The 18,280-nt window shown below is 54.2% G+C and carries 15 protein-coding genes and 1 pseudogene; 14 read left to right on the top strand and 2 right to left on the bottom strand.

Annotated features, from left to right (window positions below):
• Positions 1-251 precede the first annotated feature (251 nt).
• Positions 252-2,012, bottom strand: a complete 1,761-nt coding sequence (gene ycaO / locus NL510_RS15070; RefSeq protein WP_253377938.1) for a 30S ribosomal protein S12 methylthiotransferase accessory factor YcaO — start codon at positions 2,010-2,012, stop codon at positions 252-254.
• A 127-nt stretch (positions 2,013-2,139) separates the two neighbouring features.
• Between ycaO and NL510_RS15065 the strand changes: the two genes are divergently transcribed.
• The 13 genes and pseudogenes from NL510_RS15065 (at position 2,140) to NL510_RS15005 (ending at position 16,619) form a co-directional block, all read left to right on the top strand.
• Positions 2,140-2,832: a DUF421 domain-containing protein gene (locus NL510_RS15065; protein WP_253377937.1), complete on the top strand. Its 693-nt coding sequence runs from the start codon at positions 2,140-2,142 to the stop codon at positions 2,830-2,832.
• 162 nt (positions 2,833-2,994) lie between these two features.
• Positions 2,995-4,083, top strand: a complete 1,089-nt coding sequence (serC, locus tag NL510_RS15060; RefSeq protein ID WP_253377936.1) for a 3-phosphoserine/phosphohydroxythreonine transaminase — start codon at positions 2,995-2,997, stop codon at positions 4,081-4,083.
• A 69-nt stretch (positions 4,084-4,152) separates the two neighbouring features.
• A complete protein-coding gene (aroA, locus tag NL510_RS15055; RefSeq protein ID WP_253377935.1) occupies positions 4,153-5,436 on the top strand; it encodes a 3-phosphoshikimate 1-carboxyvinyltransferase in 1,284 nt (427 codons plus the stop codon).
• Between the two features lie 188 nt (positions 5,437-5,624).
• Entirely contained in the window at positions 5,625-6,308 is a 684-nt protein-coding gene (gene cmk, locus NL510_RS15050) for a (d)CMP kinase (RefSeq protein ID WP_253377934.1), read from the top strand.
• A 110-nt stretch (positions 6,309-6,418) separates the two neighbouring features.
• A complete protein-coding gene (gene rpsA, locus NL510_RS15045) occupies positions 6,419-8,092 on the top strand; it encodes a 30S ribosomal protein S1 (RefSeq protein ID WP_253377933.1) in 1,674 nt (557 codons plus the stop codon).
• A 168-nt stretch (positions 8,093-8,260) separates the two neighbouring features.
• Complete coding sequence (gene ihfB, locus NL510_RS15040; RefSeq protein ID WP_014069584.1) at positions 8,261-8,548, top strand: integration host factor subunit beta; 288 nt, start codon at positions 8,261-8,263, stop codon at positions 8,546-8,548.
• Positions 8,549-8,760: 212 nt separating this feature from the next.
• Complete coding sequence (locus tag NL510_RS15035) at positions 8,761-11,025, top strand: ComEC family protein (protein ID WP_253377932.1); 2,265 nt, start codon at positions 8,761-8,763, stop codon at positions 11,023-11,025.
• A gap of 36 nt (positions 11,026-11,061) precedes the next feature.
• On the top strand, positions 11,062-12,810 hold the full coding sequence (gene msbA / locus NL510_RS15030; RefSeq protein WP_253377931.1) for a lipid A ABC transporter ATP-binding protein/permease MsbA: 1,749 nt from the start codon (positions 11,062-11,064) through the stop codon (positions 12,808-12,810).
• Positions 12,807-13,784, top strand: coding sequence for a tetraacyldisaccharide 4'-kinase (gene lpxK, locus NL510_RS15025; protein ID WP_253377930.1), 978 nt, complete (start codon positions 12,807-12,809; stop codon positions 13,782-13,784). The genes msbA and lpxK overlap by 4 nt, the downstream gene beginning before the upstream one ends.
• A gap of 162 nt (positions 13,785-13,946) precedes the next feature.
• A pseudogene (locus tag NL510_RS15020) lies at positions 13,947-14,609 on the top strand (DNA glycosylase AlkZ-like family protein); the annotation flags it as partial.
• A gap of 45 nt (positions 14,610-14,654) precedes the next feature.
• Positions 14,655-14,837, top strand: a complete 183-nt coding sequence (ycaR, locus tag NL510_RS15015) for a protein YcaR (RefSeq protein ID WP_253377928.1) — start codon at positions 14,655-14,657, stop codon at positions 14,835-14,837.
• Entirely contained in the window at positions 14,834-15,580 is a 747-nt protein-coding gene (gene kdsB, locus NL510_RS15010; protein ID WP_253377927.1) for a 3-deoxy-manno-octulosonate cytidylyltransferase, read from the top strand. The genes ycaR and kdsB overlap by 4 nt, the downstream gene beginning before the upstream one ends.
• Positions 15,581-15,725: 145 nt before the next feature.
• Positions 15,726-16,619: a YcbJ family phosphotransferase gene (locus NL510_RS15005; RefSeq protein WP_253377926.1), complete on the top strand. Its 894-nt coding sequence runs from the start codon at positions 15,726-15,728 to the stop codon at positions 16,617-16,619.
• Here the strand turns inward: NL510_RS15005 and elyC are convergent.
• On the bottom strand, positions 16,596-17,375 hold the full coding sequence (gene elyC / locus NL510_RS15000; protein WP_253377925.1) for an envelope biogenesis factor ElyC: 780 nt from the start codon (positions 17,373-17,375) through the stop codon (positions 16,596-16,598). The two genes, NL510_RS15005 and elyC, sit on opposite strands and share 24 nt — an antisense overlap.
• A 124-nt stretch (positions 17,376-17,499) precedes the next feature.
• Between elyC and cmoM the strand changes: the two genes are divergently transcribed.
• Complete coding sequence (gene cmoM, locus NL510_RS14995) at positions 17,500-18,279, top strand: tRNA uridine 5-oxyacetic acid(34) methyltransferase CmoM (RefSeq protein WP_253377924.1); 780 nt, start codon at positions 17,500-17,502, stop codon at positions 18,277-18,279.
• The last annotated feature ends 1 nt before the right edge of the window (position 18,280 follow it).

Raw genomic sequence — 18,280 nt, 5'->3', positions numbered from 1 at the left:
AAATTTTAAAAGTTATCGAAAGTGTTGAATTTTTTCGCCGGGCCCTCCATGCAACAGTTAATTAAAATGGAGTATTACCCATAATAAGTTACAGTAAAGCCCAGGTAACTATTATTATATTTACCTATGTTTAACTTAATTACTACAATCGAACGTCATTGCGGGAAAAAATAAAAAAGGGGGCAATGAAATTGCCCCGTAATATAGCCCAGGCGAGTGAATACGCCTACTGTCGCTACTGTGATGTGCGCTTATTTTAACCAGTAAGCGGCTTTGGCTTTCTGCAGTTTCTCATAAGCATTCAACAGCGACTGATGCGCCGGGAAGGCTTTCAAATCGCTATCGACGGCCTGAAGGCCGTAGAACGGTTCTTCACCGCTCAGTGCCGCGCTGGCCGCTTCTACTGCGTCGGCACCGTACATACGTACAAATGCATTCAGATATTGCAGCGGCTCTCGTTCTTCTTCCTGAGCAAGCAGCAGAAAGGTTTGCAGGCAGCGGTAGTAGTTGGTGCGCTCGGCAGAGAAGACGGACTGGTTGAATTCCATGGTCCATTCCGTCCATGCAAGAGCCTGATCCAGATCGCCGCCCGCCAGCGCCAGCATGGCTTTCAGCTCGCCGATACGCAGAGTATACCAGCCGTTGTCTTTACCCGTCGCCAGACCCAGCAGCTCGCGTACGCGGGTGAAATCATCGTGGCCTTCTTCGTCCAGTTGGGTTATCAGGTTAAGATATTCTTCTTTCTCCCACTCGCTACCCGGCAAGACCAGCAGCGTTTCGCGCAGGTGTGCGCCCATGCTGTTATTCGCCAGCCACAGATCCTCAGCAGGATAAATATCGGACATCCCAGGCACAATAATGCGGCAAGCGTAAACGCCCAGGTGCTCGTAGTCAGCAATATAGACTTCTTGATCTTCCGCTGTGAAGATAGCCATCAGGGTGGCGAACTCTTCTTCGGTAGTACCGGCAAAGCTCCAGTCCACAAACGGATAATCCGCGTCCTGCTTAAACATATCCCAGGAGATAGCGCCGCTGGAATCGATGAAGTGGGTTTCAAGGTTGGTATGCTCAGCGACCTCTTCATCATCGAAGGTTGGCGGGGTGAACACGTCGAGATCTTTCAGACTCCGCCCCTGCAGCAGCTCGGTCACTGTACGCTCCAGCGCCACGCCGAAGTCCGGGTGTGCACCAAAAGAGGCGAAGCAAGTGCCGTTAGCCGGGTTGAACAGCACCACGCAAATGACCGGATATTTCCCGCCCAGCGAGCCGTCATACGCGAAGATTGGGAAGCCTTCGGCTTCCAGTTTTGCGATAGATTCCACCACCCCTGGATAGCGTGCCAGCACCTCAGTTGGGATCACCGGCAGGCTGATGGACTCGGCAATGATGCGGTTTTTGATGTGACGCTCAAAAACTTCAGACAGACCCTGTACGCGCGCTTCATTGCGGGTATTACCGGCGGACATGCCGTTAGAGACATACAGGTTCCCGACAATGTTCATCGGAATATAGACGGTCTGCTCATCAGACTGACGAGTGAACGGCAGGGCACAGATACCGCGTGCTTCGTTACCTGACTGCAAGTCGATGAGCATACTTGCTGTCAGCTCGTTTTCTGGAGCGTAAAACGCGCGTAAGCGCGGATCAAGAATGCCTTCAGGCAGTTCGTCGTCTTCGGGCAGCGGGAACCATTTTTCGTTCGGGTAATGAACGAACGGGCCGTTCGCAAGGGTTTCACCCAGCCAGAAGTCGGCGAAGAAATAGTTGGTCGACAGACGTTCAAAATACTCACCCAGCGCCGAGGCCAGTGCCGCTTTTTTCGTCGCGCCTTTACCGTTGGTAAAGCACAGTGCACAGTCTTTATCGCGAATATGCACGGACCAGACGTGAGGCACCGGGTTCAGCCAGGAGGCTTCTTCGATATTAAAGCCCAGGTCGGTCAGTTTCTGCTGGAAGCGAGCGATGGAATCTTCCAGGGCGGCGTCTTTGCCGGGGATAAACGTTTGAGTCATGGCGTTCACTTTTATCGTACGTAAAGCGCGCAATGATACGGGTTTTGCGTGACAGGTGCTATCTTCGGCGAAAATAAAAGGCTGAGCTATGCTTACTGGCAGTAAACCACTGTTAAGGCATAGAAAAATGAAAGCTTTCGATCTCCAGCGGATGGCGTTTGACAAAGTTCCTCCTGAATTTTTGTGGGAGGTCGCGCTGCGTAGTCTTTATACCTTTGTCCTGGTGTTTCTGTTTCTCAAGATCACCGGGCGTCGCGGCGTGCGGCAGATGTCGCTTTTTGAAGTGTTGATCATCCTCACCCTCGGATCCGCGGCGGGGGATGTCGCCTTTTATGACGATGTGCCGATGGTGCCGGTCTTTATCGTCTTCGTCTCACTGGCCTTGCTGTACCGGCTGGTGATGTGGCTGATGTCGAAAAGTGAAAAACTGGAAGATCTGTTTGAAGGGAAACCGGTTGTTATTGTGGAAGAAGGGCGGTTGGCCTGGGAGAACGTTCGCGCAGCCAATATGACAGAGCTTGAGTTCTTTATGGAGCTTCGAATCAGCAGCGTTGAACAACTGGGGCAGGTACGGCTGGCCATAATGGAGACCAACGGACAAATCAGCGTTTATTACTATGCCGATGATGAGGTGAAACCGGGGCTGTGCATTTTGCCAGACAGCTTCGTTGAGCGGTTTACGACCGTTCCTGAGTCACAAGAGTACGCCTGTGTAAGATGTAGCCATGTTATTGCTCTACAGGCGGGGGACCATCAATTATGTCCACGCTGCGCAAATCCGGAATGGTCGCGGGTTAGCCGGGCTAAACGTATTACCTGACAGCTATTTTGTCGGTTTTGTTACCGCAAGGTGGCAGATTGTATTGTGTGATGACGAGCACATTTCACCGGTCATAAGTTTTAGACATTGCGGCGCGTGTCACTGAATGATAAAACCGATATCCACAGTTATAACTTATGGCTTTTAGCGTGGTGAGGGGAAATGGCTCAAGTCTTTAATTTCAGTTCAGGTCCAGCAATGTTACCGGCAGATGTACTTAAACAGGCGCAACAGGAGCTGTGTGACTGGAACGGTCTGGGTACGTCGGTGATGGAAATCAGCCATCGTGGTAAAGAATTCATTCAGGTGGCGGAAGAGGCAGAAAAAGATTTTCGCGATCTGCTGAACATTCCCTCGAACTACAAAGTATTGTTCTGCCACGGCGGTGGCCGCGGTCAGTTTGCGGGCATCCCGCTCAATCTTCTGGGCGATAAAACCACGGCCGATTATGTTGATGCAGGCTACTGGGCGGCCAGTGCGGTAAAAGAAGCGCATAAATACTGCACCCCGAACGTCATCGACGCCAAAGTGACTGTTGACGGCCTGCGTGCTGTTAAGCCGATGCGCGAGTGGCAGCTTTCCGCTGATGCCGCATACCTGCACTATTGCCCGAACGAAACCATCGACGGTATCGCCATTCACGAAGAGCCACACTTTGGTGAGAACGTGGTGGTCACGGCAGATCTCTCTTCCACAATCCTTTCCACGCCGCTGGATGTCAGCCGTTACGGCGTTATCTATGCTGGCGCTCAAAAAAATATTGGTCCCGCCGGGCTGACTATCGTCCTTGTGTGCGAAGACCTGCTGGGCAAAGCCCACACTTCCTGCCCGTCGATTATTGATTACACCGTGCTCAACGATAACGACTCTATGTTCAACACGCCGCCGACGTTTGCGTGGTATCTTTCCGGCCTGGTCTTCAAATGGCTGAAGCAAAAGGGTGGCGTGGCGCAAATGGACAAGATCAATCAGCAAAAATCGGACCTGCTCTACGCCACTATCGATAAAAGCGGCTTCTACCGCAATGACGTGGCGAAAGCGAACCGTTCCCGCATGAACGTGCCGTTCCAGTTGGCGGACAACAGCCTGGATAAACTCTTCCTGGAAGAGTCGTTCGCCGCAGGCCTGCACGCGCTGAAAGGCCACCGTGTCGTGGGTGGTATGCGCGCCTCTATCTATAACGCCATGCCGCTGGAAGGCGTTAAGGCATTGACCGAATTCATGATTGATTTCGAACGTCGTCACGGTTAATCGCCCCGTTATCACCCCCGTAGCGCGGCTGCGGGGTTTTTTATTATGTTGAGTTGAGAGTGAAGTTTCATGGAATCCCTGACGTTACAACCTATCGCGCGGGTGGATGGCACCATTAATCTGCCTGGTTCAAAAAGTGTCTCGAACCGCGCTCTGCTGCTGGCAGCGCTGGCAAACGGCACGACCGTCCTCACTAACCTGCTGGACAGCGATGACGTGCGCCATATGCTCAATGCGCTGAAAGCGTTGGGCGTTCATTACACACTCTCTGACGATCGTACCCGATGTGAAGTGACCGGCAACGGCGGCGCGTTACGTTCCATAGATGAGCTTGCGCTTTTCCTGGGCAACGCGGGTACCGCAATGCGTCCGCTGGCGGCCGCGCTGTGTCTGGGCAGCAACAACATCGTCCTGACCGGCGAACCGCGCATGAAAGAGCGACCGATTGGTCATCTGGTCGATGCCCTGCGTCAGGGCGGCGCGCAGATTGAATATCTGGAGCAGGAAAACTACCCGCCGTTGCGTTTGCGCGGGGGGTTTACCGGCGGTCACGTTGAGGTTGACGGCAGCGTCTCCAGCCAGTTCCTGACCGCGTTGCTGATGACTGCCCCGCTGGCGCCGCAGGATACGGTGATTACAATCAAAGGCGATCTGGTCTCGAAACCGTACATCGACATCACGTTGCACCTGATGAAGACCTTTGGCGTTGAGGTTGAAAACGAGGCGTATCAGCGATTCGTGGTGCGTGGGGCGCAGCAGTATCACTCTCCGGGCACCTATCTGGTTGAAGGCGATGCATCTTCCGCGTCTTATTTCCTTGCCGCTGGCGCGATTAAAGGCGGTACGGTGAAAGTCACCGGCATAGGCCGTAACAGCGTGCAGGGCGACATCCGTTTTGCCGATGTGCTGGAGAAAATGGGCGCCGTGGTGACCTGGGGCGATGACTTCATCTCCTGTACACGCGGCGAACTTAACGCCATTGATATGGACATGAACCATATCCCGGATGCGGCAATGACCATTGCGACGGCGGCGTTATTCGCCAATGGCACCACGACGCTGCGCAACATCTATAACTGGCGCGTAAAAGAAACCGATCGCCTGTTTGCGATGGCGACTGAGCTGCGTAAAGTTGGCGCTCACGTTGAAGAGGGCGAAGACTACATTCGCGTCACGCCGCCGGTAAAACTGCAGTCCGCGCAAATTGGCACCTACAACGATCACCGTATGGCGATGTGTTTCTCGCTGGTGGCGCTGTCGGATACCCCGGTCACCATCCTCGATCCGAAGTGCACGGCGAAAACCTTCCCGGACTACTTCGGGCAGCTGGCGCGCATCAGTACGCTGGCCTGATGACGCTCTGCCGCATCTTCGGGTGCGGCATCATTTCCTTACGGTTCCTGATGAACACCCGCGCTTATTTCTTCTACACTCTGCTTCTATCATTCGGTAATTTGCACGCAAAGGTAACAGTTGCGCACGTTGGCGCGTATAATGCGCGGCGTTTATGTTAACGGTATGCCTTAATTAAGGAGAAAAAGATGACGGCAGTTGCCCCGGTAATCACCATTGATGGGCCAAGTGGCGCAGGGAAAGGTACTCTGTGCAAAGCGATGGCGGAAGCATTGCAATGGCATCTTTTAGATTCGGGAGCAATCTATCGCGTGCTGACGCTGGCGGCCTTGCATCACCATGTGGACGTTGCCTCTGAAGAGGCGCTGGTACCGCTGGCTGCGCATCTGGATGTGCGTTTTGTCTCTACTGACGGCAACCTCGAAGTGATCCTGGAAGGGGAAGACGTGAGCGCTGAAATTCGGACCCAGGACGTCGCAAACGCGGCCTCTCAGGTCGCTGCGTTCCCGCGCGTACGCGAAGCGTTGTTGCGCCGCCAGCGCGGTTTCCGTGAAGCACCGGGCCTGATCGCCGACGGGCGTGATATGGGAACCGTCGTTTTCCCGGACGCTCCCGTGAAAATTTTCCTTGACGCCTCATCGGAAGAACGTGCTCAACGCCGCATGCTTCAGTTGCAGGAAAAGGGGTTTAGTGTTAACTTTGATCGCCTTTTATCTGAGATAAAAGAGCGCGACGACCGCGATCGCAACCGTGCCGTCGCCCCGCTTGTTCCTGCGGAAGATGCATTAGTTCTGGATTCCACCAGTTTAACTATTGAGCAAGTGATTGAAAAAGCGCTACAATATGCGCGCCAAAAACTGGCACTCGCGTAATCGCGACCTATTTAGCAGTATCCCCGCTGCAATGGACTGAAGGCGGGTATGTGAAACAACCCCATCCGGCACGGAGCCAGGTGGACGTTATATTAACCTGAAGATTAAACATGACTGAATCTTTTGCTCAACTATTTGAAGAATCCTTAAAAACAATCGAAACCCGTCCGGGTTCCATCGTTCGTGGTGTTGTTGTTGCTATCGACAAAGACGTAGTACTGGTTGACGCCGGTCTGAAATCTGAGTCCGCCATTCCGGCAGAGCAGTTCAAAAACGCCCAGGGCGAGCTGGAAATCCAGGTTGGTGACGAAGTTGACGTTGCTCTGGATGCAGTAGAAGACGGCTTCGGTGAAACCCTGCTGTCCCGTGAGAAAGCTAAACGTCACGAAGCCTGGATCACGCTGGAAAAAGCTTACGAAGAAGCTGAAACTGTAGTCGGTGTTATCAACGGCAAAGTTAAAGGTGGCTTCACTGTTGAGCTGAATGGTATTCGTGCGTTCCTGCCAGGTTCACTGGTAGACGTTCGTCCAGTTCGTGACACCCTGCATCTGGAAGGCAAAGAGCTTGAGTTCAAAGTTATCAAGCTTGACCAGAAGCGCAACAACGTTGTTGTATCCCGTCGTGCCGTTATCGAATCCGAAAACAGCGCAGAACGCGATCAGCTGCTGGAAAACCTGCAGGAAGGCATGGAAGTCAAAGGTATCGTTAAGAACCTCACTGACTACGGCGCATTCGTTGACCTGGGCGGCGTTGATGGCCTGCTGCACATCACCGACATGGCGTGGAAACGCGTTAAGCACCCAAGCGAAATCGTGAACGTTGGCGATGAAATCAACGTTAAAGTGCTGAAATTCGACCGCGAACGTACTCGTGTATCCCTCGGCCTGAAACAGCTGGGCGAAGATCCATGGGTTGCTATCGCTAAGCGTTACCCAGAAGGCACTAAACTGACGGGTCGCGTAACCAACCTGACTGACTACGGCTGCTTCGTTGAAATCGAAGAAGGCGTTGAAGGCCTGGTACACGTTTCCGAAATGGACTGGACCAACAAAAACATCCACCCATCCAAAGTTGTTAACGTGGGTGACGTCGTGGAAGTGATGGTTCTGGATATCGACGAAGAACGTCGTCGTATCTCCCTGGGCCTGAAACAGTGCAAAAATAATCCATGGCAGCAGTTCGCGGAAACCCACAACAAGGGCGACCGTGTTGAAGGTAAAATCAAGTCTATCACTGACTTCGGTATCTTCATCGGCCTGGACGGCGGCATCGACGGCCTGGTTCACCTGTCTGACATCTCCTGGAACGTTGCAGGCGAAGAAGCAGTGCGTGAATACAAAAAAGGCGACGAAATCGCTGCAGTTGTTCTGCAGGTTGACGCAGAGCGTGAGCGTATCTCTCTGGGCGTTAAACAGCTGGCAGAAGATCCGTTCAACAACTGGGTTGCACTGAACAAGAAAGGTGCGATCGTAAACGGTAAAGTGACTGCAGTTGACGCTAAAGGCGCAACCGTAGAACTGGCTGACGGCGTTGAGGGTTACCTGCGCGCTTCCGAAGCTTCACGTGACCGCGTTGAAGATGCCACTCTGGTTCTGAGCGTTGGCGACGACGTTGAAGCTAAGTTCACCGGTGTTGACCGTAAGAACCGTGCAATCAGCCTGTCTGTTCGTGCGAAAGACGAAGCTGATGAGAAAGATGCAATCGCAACTGTTAACAAACAGGAAGATGCAAACTTCTCTAACAACGCAATGGCTGAAGCTTTCAAAGCAGCTAAAGGCGAGTAATCAAGTTCTCAACATCGTTTGATCTGTAACCCATTTGCGGTGAGAAGGATGAAGAGCAGACTTGACAGATTGCAGGATTCGTCCTGTAATCAATAACAAAGGGCGGCTACGGCCGCCCTTGTTTAATGAGCTGTTTAGCTAATTGGTTTGAAAGGAACCGGAGGAATCATGACCAAGTCAGAATTGATTGAAAGACTTGCCAGTCAGCAACCGCATGTCCCGGCGAAGGCTGTGGAAGATGCTGTTAAAGAGATGCTGGAGCATATGGCCACCACTCTTGCCCAGGGCGAGCGTATTGAAATCCGCGGTTTCGGTAGTTTTTCTCTGCACTATCGTGCTCCACGTACCGGGCGTAACCCGAAGACGGGCGATAAAGTTGAGCTGGAAGGTAAATACGTTCCGCACTTTAAACCGGGCAAAGAATTGCGCGATCGCGCCAACATTTACGGCAACTGAGTTTAGCCTTCAGGGTAAACTGGGTTTAAAAGAAAGCACCTTCGGGTGCTTTTTTTGTGCTCTTCTTTCTCATTTCTGAAGCCCCACAGCAATTTCTGATTCGCATTGCTGCAAATGCTTAAGAATGTTGCAGCCTTCGCTGTAATGCTCTCTTTTCCCGACTGACGTAGTCCAGCTTTGTTCGCATACTGCCCGGAAACAGGGAGGTGAACATGGGGATACCCGCCGTCAGCGCATGTGCCATTCTGGCTATCATCCCGTTGCTGTGGATGCCGTTTTTACCCGGCCTTGATACGCTCCTGGCGGTTATTGCCGCCGGCGTCGTGATGGCCGCTCAGCAGTGCAGGTGGCTGCGTTGTCTGGGGATCGGGTTACTGTTTTTTGTCTGGGGCGTGCTGGCGGCCCAGGAGAGCGTCTGGCCGATGCAGAATTTAACCGCCGGACCACAACGAGTTGAGATCGAGATCACCGCTACCGATGGCGTTACGACGCATCAGGGGAAGGTTATCGCCCACGACGGTAAACGCTGGTGGGCTACCACGGGCGTGACGCTGTATGGAAGTGACCTGCCGAAACCGATATGTGCTGGCCAGCGTTGGGCAATGATGGTCCGCCTCAGGGCTGTGCACGGAGAATTGAACGACGGGGGCTATGATGCGCAGCAAAACGCCTTTGCCCGACATCGCACGCTGACCGGGAGGATTACGTATGCAGAGATCATCGACAGCCGCTGCAGTTTACGCGCGCAATACCTGACCTCGCTGCAAGAGACGCTAGCGGCATACTCATGGGGGCCGATAATTCTTGGGCTGGGAATGGGCGAGCGCCTCAATGTGTCACGAGAAACAAAAAATCTGATGCGTGAAACCGGTACGTTCCATCTGATGGCGATTTCGGGTTTACACATCGCTCTGGCTGCATCCATCGCCTGGCTACTGGCCCGCGGCATCCAGTTTGTGCTGCCCGTTCGCTGGATAGCCTGGCAGTTGCCTTTATTCGCCGGACTGCTCTTCGCGGTATTCTATTCATGGCTGACGGGTTTACAGCCCCCGGCTTTGCGCACCGTAATCTCACTTGGCGTAGTGGCCGCGTTGCGGGTTAGCGGTCGTCAGTGGTCGCCCTGGCAGGTATGGCTATGCTGCGTGGCGGCAATTCTGGTGTGTGACCCGTTGGCCGTGTTATCGCAAAGCCTTGCCTTATCGGCGTTTGCGGTTGCTGCGCTCATATTCTGGTATCAATGGCTGCCGTTTTATCCGTGGCGCTGGCATCGTCGGGTGCGGCCGTTGGTCAATTTGCTTTATCTGCAAGCGGGAATGTTACTCCTGTTGTTGCCGCTTCAGGTGATGATTTTTCATGGTTTCAGCGTCACTTCACTGGTGGCTAATCTTTTTGCCGTCCCGCTGGTCACCTTTATTTCCGTACCGCTGATCCTGCTGGGCATGCTGCTGCATTTGCTGCCACTGGCGCCCTTAGAAACGGCCATCTGGCTGGCGGCCGATAGGTCGCTTGAGGTTCTTTTCCGGCTGCTGGAAGGCTTGCCTGACGGCTGGCAGAGCGTGGATGAGCGCTGGCAGTACCTGACGCTTTTGCCGTGGCTTGCCGTCATGGGTTGGCGTTTCCGTGCCTGGAGAATCTGCCCGGCAGTCTGTCTGGCCTTAAGCATTGTGCTGGCGTTTCCTTTCTGGCGAACGGTTAATCATGAGGGCTGGACGCTGCATATGTTAGATGTCGGGCAGGGCCTGGCAATGGTCATTGAACGGCAGGGTAAAGCGATTTTATACGATACCGGGCTGGCCTGGCCGGGCGGCGACAGCGGAGAACAGATCATTATTCCGTGGCTACGCTGGCATCATCTACAGCCAGAGGGCGTCATTCTTAGCCATGAGCACAGGGATCATACGGGAGGGGTGATGTCGCTCAAAAAAACGTGGCCCGCGTTGTGGATCAGAAGCCCGTTGCGGTGGGCAGGGCACCTACCTTGTTTTCGCGGGCAGCGATGGACATGGCAGGGGCTAACCTTTTCTGTTCACTGGCCACCTGAAGGCAACATCGCCACAGGTAATAACCGCTCCTGTGTGGTAAAAATCGATGACGGGGAGCAGAGCGTATTGTTGACGGGCGATATTGAAGCGCTGGCGGAACAGGCTATGCTTAGCCATTACTGGCGTTATCTGGCTTCTACCCTTATACAGGTGCCTCATCATGGCAGCAATACCTCTTCATCCGCGCCACTGGTGCAACGGGTAGAGGGAAAAATTGCGTTGGCCTCTGCCGCGCGTTATAACGCGTGGAGATTCCCATCGCTTAAGGTAGTTAAACGTTATCAAAAAGAGGGCTACATCTGGCACGATACCCCTCACTCCGGGCAGATATCGGTGACCTTTAAACAACATCACTGGCAAATCCGACGTTTGCGGGATCACTATTTACCGCGTTGGTATCATCAGCGGTTTGGCGTGTCCGTAGATAACGGGTAGAATATGCGGCTATTTCAACAAATGCTGGTTTTTTGAATGCATAACGACAAAGATCTCTCCACGTGGCAAACCTTCCGCCGACTCTGGCCGATGATTGCACCCTTTAAAACAGGCTTGATCGTGGCGGGCGTTGCGTTAATCCTCAACGCAGCCAGCGATACTTTTATGCTATCGCTTCTCAAACCGTTACTGGATGACGGTTTTGGTAAAACGGATCGCTCAGTGTTGCTATGGATGCCTCTGGTGGTTATCGGACTGATGATCTTACGCGGTATCACCAGCTATATATCCAGCTATTGTATTTCCTGGGTATCGGGAAAAGTGGTGATGACCATGCGCCGTCGCCTGTTCAGCCACATGATGGGCATGCCGGTCGCCTTTTTCGATAAGCAGTCCACCGGTACCTTGCTGTCACGAATTACTTATGATTCAGAGCAGGTCGCCTCTTCGTCATCCGGTGCGCTGATAACCGTCGTGCGTGAAGGCGCGTCGATTATCGGTCTGTTTATTATGATGTTCTATTACAGCTGGCAGTTGTCGATCATCCTTATCGTTCTCGCGCCGATTGTCTCTATTGCTATTCGGGTCGTGTCTAAGCGTTTTCGCAATATCAGTAAGAGTATGCAGAACACGATGGGACAGGTCACCACCAGCGCCGAGCAGATGCTCAAAGGGCATAAAGAAGTGTTGATTTTCGGCGGTCAGGAAGTTGAAACCAGCCGCTTTGATAAAGTCAGCAATAAAATGCGTCTGCAGGGCATGAAAATGGTGTCGGCTTCTTCCATCTCCGACCCGATCATTCAGCTGATTGCTTCTCTCGCGCTGGCGTTTGTACTGTATGCGGCAAGCTTCCCGAGCGTTATGGAGACCCTGACGGCGGGGACGATCACCGTTGTCTTCTCAGCCATGATTGCATTGATGCGTCCGCTTAAATCGCTAACTAACGTTAACGCCCAGTTCCAGCGCGGGATGGCCGCCTGTCAGACCCTGTTCAGCATTCTGGATTCCGAACAGGAAAAAGATGAAGGCAAACGCCAGATTGAGCGCGCAAAGGGTGATGTGGAGTTCCGCAATGTGACCTTCACCTATCCAGACCGTGAAATCCCGGCCTTGCGTAATATTAACCTGACCATTCCGGCGGGGAAAACCGTAGCGCTGGTAGGCCGTTCCGGCTCGGGTAAATCGACCATTGCCAGCCTGATTACGCGTTTCTACGATATTGACGAAGGTGAGATCCTGTTAGATGGTCACGATCTGCGGGACTACACCCTCCGGTCTTTGCGTAACCAGGTGGCGCTGGTTTCTCAGAACGTGCATCTGTTCAACGACACGGTCGCCAACAACATCGCGTATGCCCGTAATGAAGAGTACAGCCGTGAGCAAATAGAAAATGCTGCACGTATGGCGTATGCGATGGACTTTATCAATAAGATGGATAACGGCCTGGATACGATTATCGGTGAGAACGGCGTGCTGCTCTCCGGGGGCCAGCGTCAGCGCATCGCCATTGCGCGTGCCCTGCTGCGTGATAGCCCACTGCTGATCCTCGATGAAGCGACCTCTGCGCTGGATACCGAATCTGAGCGTGCGATTCAGTCAGCGCTGGATGAACTGCAGAAGAACCGTACCTCGCTGGTGATTGCGCACCGCTTGTCGACTATTGAACAGGCTGATGAAATTGTTGTGGTTGAAGATGGCGTGATTGTTGAACGCGGTAGCCATGCCGATCTGCTGGCACACCGTGGCGTATACGCTCAGCTTCATAAAATGCAGTTCGGACAATGATTGCACGCATCTGGTCCGGTGAATCACCGCTGTGGCTGCTGCTTCTGCCGCTCTCCTGGCTGTATGGTCTGGTGAGCGGTGCTATTCGCTTGCTTTATCGACTGGGGCTGAAACGCGCCTGGCGCGCGCCGGTGCCGGTTGTCGTTGTCGGTAACCTTACGGCTGGCGGCAACGGCAAAACGCCAGTGGTTATCTGGCTGGTGGAACAACTGCAGAAACGCGGTATTCGTCCAGGGGTTGTGTCGCGCGGTTACGGCGGTAAAGCGGTGCAGTATCCGCTGCTGCTGGCAGCAAATACACCCACCGCAGAAGCGGGCGATGAACCAGTCCTCATTTATCAACGTACCGGCGCGCCGGTTGCGGTGTCGCCCGTACGGAGTGAGGCTGTTGTGGCGCTTATAGCCGAACACGACGTCCAAATCATCATCACCGACGATGGGCTGCAGCATTACGCCCTGGCGCGTGATAAAGAAATTGTGGTTATCGATGGGGTTCGCCGTTTCGGCAACGGCTGGTGGTTGCCTGCCGGGCCGATGCGTGAACGCGCTTCGCGGCTACAGTCGGTTGATGCGGTCATTGTTAACGGCGGCGTTGCGGGGCCGGGCGAAATCCCCATGCATCTTCATCCGGGGATGGCGATCAACCTGTTAACGGGAGAACGTCGGGATGTCGCTCAGTTGTCCGCGCTGGTGGCAATGGCGGGAATTGGCCATCCTCCGCGGTTCTTTACTACGCTTGAGCAATGTGGCGCCCGGCTCGAAAAACTGGTTCCGCTGGCAGACCATCAGGCGCTGGTGGCAGAGCAGGTGAATGCGTTGACGGCACCCGGGCAGACGTTGATTATGACCGAAAAAGACGCGGTGAAATGTCGTGCATTTGCGAAAGAAAACTGGTGGTACCTGCCGGTCGACGCTGAACTCAGCGGTGAGCAGCCGGAACATTTGCTTAAGGAACTGATGGCGATAGTGCATTAAAAAACGTACGTGGTACTGATGGCGCTTTGACTGACAGGAAAACGCATGTCTTTACCGCAACTCTCGCTTTCTGCCGCGCGCAATCTTCACCTTGCCGCGCAAGGGCTGCTTGAAAAGCCCCGCTGTCGCGCACGGCCTGGCGATATCCTTTCAACTATCCAGCGCATTATGCCCCATTGGGACGATCGACGGGATCTGCTCTCGCAGGCATCAGCTGTAGCCATCATGCTGGAAAACAGCGCCCGGAGTCTGGGGATTTTTCGTCCGCAGTGGCTGGCTGATTATTACCGCCTGCGTCAGCCTGCGTTGAAACCCTTGCTTGAGAGGTGGCAGCACCAGCAGCGAGTCACACCCGTTAGGGTAGAAAAGCTGGGGGAAATGTGGCTGCATACGGATTTACTTTCGCGCTTGCCGCTGGCTCTGGAAGGTCAACTTAAGGCTAGCCACAGCGCCGTGCTGTCTCCCTTCGATCCGCTGGTCTGGGACAGAAAACGGGCTGAGCAGTTGTTTGATTTTAGCTATCGGCTGGAGTGCTACACCCCTGCGCCCAAGCGGCAGTACGGTTACTTTGTTTTACCGTTATTGTATAGAGGGCAACTGGTCGGACGCATGGACGCCAAAATGCATCGCAAAACCAGCACGCTTGAGATTATGTCACTTTATCTTGAGGACGGCGTGAAGGTAACGGCTACCCTGGAAAAGGGGCTAACCTGCGCCATTAGCGAGTTTGCGCGCTGGCAGGGGGCTTACAGGGTTACGCCTGGGCGTGCGCCCGATGGGCTGTTTCACGCCTGTCGAAGTGGTTGGGAAACAGGCACGCCCTGAAAAAGGAATGTGTTAAGCTGTAACGATTACCCCTACGGAGGAACTATGGATCACCGTTTACTCGAAATTATTGCCTGCCCGGTGTGCAACGGCAAACTCTACTACAGCCAGGATAAACAAGCGCTCATTTGCAAGCTGGACAGCCTGGCTTTCCCCCTGCGTGACGGCATACCGGTTTTGCTGGAAACCGAGGCCCGTTCCCTGGCGGAAGAAGAGAGCAAACCATGAGTTTTGTTGTCATTATCCCGGCACGGTATGCCTCGACGCGCCTGCCGGGTAAACCCCTTGTGGATATCAACGGCAAACCGATGATTGTGCATGTTCTTGAACGTGCGCGGGAATCTGGAGCTGACCGGGTGATTGTGGCCACCGATTATCCGGACGTTGCGCGCGCCGTTGAAGCGGCGGGAGGGGAAGTGTGCATGACCCGCGCCGATCACCAGTCCGGTACCGAGCGTCTGGCTGAAGTGGTCGGAAAATGTGGCTTCAGCGATGATACCGTCATCGTTAACGTGCAGGGCGATGAGCCGATGATCCCGGCGGTCATTATTCGCCAGGTGGCGGAAAATCTGGCCCAGCGAGACGTCGGGATGGCAACGCTCGCGGTTCCCATTCACCATGCAGAAGAGGCGTTTAACCCAAATGCGGTGAAGGTGGTGATGGATGCGCAAGGCTATGCGCTCTATTTTTCCCGCGCGACTATTCCCTGGGATCGCGATCGCTTTGCAGCGTCTAAGGAGTCCATTGGCGATACCTTCCTGCGTCATTTGGGAATTTATGGTTATCGGGCGGGTTTCATTCGCCGTTACGTTACCTGGGCGCCGAGCCCGCTTGAGCACAGTGAAATGCTGGAGCAACTCCGCGTGCTCTGGTACGGCGAAAAAATTCACGTTGCGGTCGCCGAACAAGTGCCTGGCACGGGCGTGGATACCCCTGAAGACCTCGAACGCGTCCGCGCAGAACTGCGATAACGCTGACCCCATCCCTCCGTTCGGGGGGGTGCTCTCCCGTCTGGTTATTTTTCCTTTTTCGTTTCCATAATTGATCTCATCCGGGTGACATCTGCTGGCCGCACGCTCATTATGAAAGCAGGAGTTTTATTGGGGGTAATCTCATATGGAACAGTTGCGTGCTGAACTTAGCCATCTGCTTGGTGAGACGTTAAGCCGGGTCGAATGTGTGCATGAAAAGGCAGATACCGCACTTTGGTCGTTGTACGACAGTCAGGGAAACCCAATGCCGCTGATGGCCAGAAGTTTTACCTCGCCGGGTATCGCCAGCCAGCTTGCCTGGAAAATTTCGATGCTGGCACGGGAAGGAACAGTTCGCATGCCGACGGTCTACGGCGTAATGACCCATGAGGAACATCCCGGACCGGATGTGCTGCTGATTGAGCGATTGCGCGGCGTCTCGGTTGAAGCCCCGACGCGTACGCCAGAACGCTGGGATCAGCTTAAAGATCAGATTGTTGAGGCGCTTTTGGCCTGGCACCGACAGGATAGCCGTGGCCTTGTTGGAACGGTCGACAGTACCCAGGAAAATCTGTGGCCGCTATGGTATCGCCAGCGAGTCGAAGTGCTGTGGGGAACCCTTAACCAGTTCAACAAGACCGGGTTAAGCATGCAGGATAAACGAATCCTGTTCCGCACCCGGGAATGTTTGCCCGCCTTGTTTGACGGTTTTAACGACAACTGCGTGCTGATACACGGCAATTTTACCTTGCGCAGTATGTTAAAAGACCCCCGCAGCGATCAACTGCTAGCGATGCTCGGGCCGGGCATCACGCTCTGGGCGCCGCGTGAGTACGAACTGTTCAGGCTGAGCGACAGCGGCGCTGCGGAAGGTTTGCTGTGGCATTACCTACAGCGTGCGCCGGTCGCGGAGGCGTTTCTCTGGCGGCGCTGGCTTTATCTGCTTTGGGATGAAGTGGCGCAACTGGTCAATACCGGACGTTTTAATCGCGCTAACTTCGACCTCGCGACAAAATCACTCCTGCCCTGGCTCGCCTGACGATCCTTTCAGCCACTGCCAGAGACGTCCGAGCGTTTCGTAACCCACACGATCGCTGTGCATCAACCATACCGGAGAGGGGATGGTCCGCTCCCACGGGTTGAGCGGGGCGTCGATGGCCAACTGGTTGGCCGGCGCGGGCAGCGGGTGCAATCCTTGCTTCTTAAAGAAAATCATCGCTCTCGGCAGGTGAGAGGCGGACGTGACCAGCAAGAAGGGAGCATCGCCGATTGCCTCTTTCACTGCTGCCGCCTCTTCCTCGGTATCTTTTGGGCTATCCAGCGTCACGATCGACGAGCGCGGAACGCCAAGCGATTCTGCCACTCTTGCCCCCGCTTCAGCGGTACTGACCGGGTTGGTTTTCGCGGCACCACCGGTGAAGACCATTTTCGAGCCCGGGTTGGCGAGCCACAGGCGAATACCCTCGTTCAGCCGCGGCAGACTATTGTTAATCAGGTTGGAACTGGGGGCCCAGTCTGGATCCCAGGTATATCCGCCGCCCAATACCACAATGTATTCCACCTTTTGCTTTCCCTGCCACGTCGGGTAGTTATGTTCTATCGGCCGTAACAGACCATCGGCGACCGGTTGCAGGCTCAGTAACAGCAGCGCCAGCCAGCCGAGGGTGATGAGCGATTTGCCACTTTTCTGAAAACGGCTGAACCACACCAGCACCAGGCCCAGTGCGATAAGCAGTAGCAACAGGGGGAGGGGAAGCATCATGCCGCCAATATATTTCTTCAGGGTAAAAAGCATCCTTTTTGGTTCCTTTTTTAACCATACAGCAGGTGTTTACCCGTGATATTACACCAGAGAGGTTCATTCTCCGCGCGGGTGTGACAAAATAGCGGTTTTGCTGTGAGCGAGTGGAACCTTCCCAATGCGGGATCGCAATTTTGATGACATCGCGGAAAAGTTTTCGCGCAACATTTATGGCACCACCAAAGGCCAGCTCCGTCAGACGATCCTCTGGCAGGATCTGGACAAACTGCTTGCCGACTACGCGGGCCAGAAATTGCGCGTGCTGGACGCCGGTGGTGGGGAAGGTCAGACCGCTATTCTGATGGCGCAACGCGGCCACCACGTCACCCTTTGCGATCTGTCGGCTGAGATGGTGGCGCGAGCCGAACATGCGGCGGAAGAGAAAGGTGTGAGCGACAACATGCATTTTATACATTGCGCCGCTCAGAACATTGCGCAGCATTTGGAATCACAGGTTGATCTGATATTGTTCCATGCTGTACTCGAATGGGTCGCCGAACCACAAGCTATGTTAAAAACGCTGTGGTCAATGCTGCGCCCAGGCGGCGCGTTATCGCTGATGTTCTACAATGCAAACGGTCTGTTAATGCGTAACGTGCTGGTGGGTAACTTCGGCTATGTGCAGCAAGGGATGTATAAAAAGAAACGGCGCACGCTGTCGCCGGATTTCCCGCGTGAACCGCAGCAGGTATATGGCTGGCTGGAAGAGATCGGCTGGGAAATTACCGGTAAAACAGGCGTGAGGGTGTTCCATGATTATCTGCGTGAGAAACAAAAACAGCATGACTGTTTAGACGCCTTAACCGAAATAGAAACGCGGTATTGCCGCCAGGAGCCTTATCTTAGCCTTGGCCGCTATATTCACGTCACCGCGCGCAAGCCGCAGATGCAAGGATAAT

The sequence above is a fragment of the unidentified bacterial endosymbiont genome (genome assembly GCF_918797525.1).
GTDB lineage: Bacteria > Pseudomonadota > Gammaproteobacteria > Enterobacterales > Enterobacteriaceae > Enterobacter.
This window is presented reverse-complemented; position numbering and strand designations above follow the sequence as displayed.

What these genes read in the sequence shown, in the direction of transcription:
- aroA (WP_253377935.1), top strand. Translation starts at nt 4,153, where the DNA reads ATGGAATCCCTGACGTTACAACCTATCGCGCGGGTGGATGGCACCATT.
- serC (WP_253377936.1), top strand. Translation starts at nt 2,995, where the DNA reads ATGGCTCAAGTCTTTAATTTCAGTTCAGGTCCAGCAATGTTACCGGCA.
- cmk (WP_253377934.1), top strand. Translation starts at nt 5,625, where the DNA reads ATGACGGCAGTTGCCCCGGTAATCACCATTGATGGGCCAAGTGGCGCA.
- ycaR (WP_253377928.1), top strand. Translation starts at nt 14,655, where the DNA reads ATGGATCACCGTTTACTCGAAATTATTGCCTGCCCGGTGTGCAACGGC.
- ihfB (WP_014069584.1), top strand. Translation starts at nt 8,261, where the DNA reads ATGACCAAGTCAGAATTGATTGAAAGACTTGCCAGTCAGCAACCGCAT.
- kdsB (WP_253377927.1), top strand. Translation starts at nt 14,834, where the DNA reads ATGAGTTTTGTTGTCATTATCCCGGCACGGTATGCCTCGACGCGCCTG.
- ycaO (WP_253377938.1), bottom strand. Translation starts at nt 2,012, where the DNA reads ATGACTCAAACGTTTATCCCCGGCAAAGACGCCGCCCTGGAAGATTCC.
- msbA (WP_253377931.1), top strand. Translation starts at nt 11,062, where the DNA reads ATGCATAACGACAAAGATCTCTCCACGTGGCAAACCTTCCGCCGACTC.
- cmoM (WP_253377924.1), top strand. Translation starts at nt 17,500, where the DNA reads ATGCGGGATCGCAATTTTGATGACATCGCGGAAAAGTTTTCGCGCAAC.
- rpsA (WP_253377933.1), top strand. Translation starts at nt 6,419, where the DNA reads ATGACTGAATCTTTTGCTCAACTATTTGAAGAATCCTTAAAAACAATC.
- NL510_RS15035 (WP_253377932.1), top strand. Translation starts at nt 8,761, where the DNA reads ATGGGGATACCCGCCGTCAGCGCATGTGCCATTCTGGCTATCATCCCG.
- elyC (WP_253377925.1), bottom strand. Translation starts at nt 17,375, where the DNA reads ATGCTTTTTACCCTGAAGAAATATATTGGCGGCATGATGCTTCCCCTC.
- NL510_RS15005 (WP_253377926.1), top strand. Translation starts at nt 15,726, where the DNA reads ATGGAACAGTTGCGTGCTGAACTTAGCCATCTGCTTGGTGAGACGTTA.
- lpxK (WP_253377930.1), top strand. Translation starts at nt 12,807, where the DNA reads ATGATTGCACGCATCTGGTCCGGTGAATCACCGCTGTGGCTGCTGCTT.
- NL510_RS15065 (WP_253377937.1), top strand. Translation starts at nt 2,140, where the DNA reads ATGAAAGCTTTCGATCTCCAGCGGATGGCGTTTGACAAAGTTCCTCCT.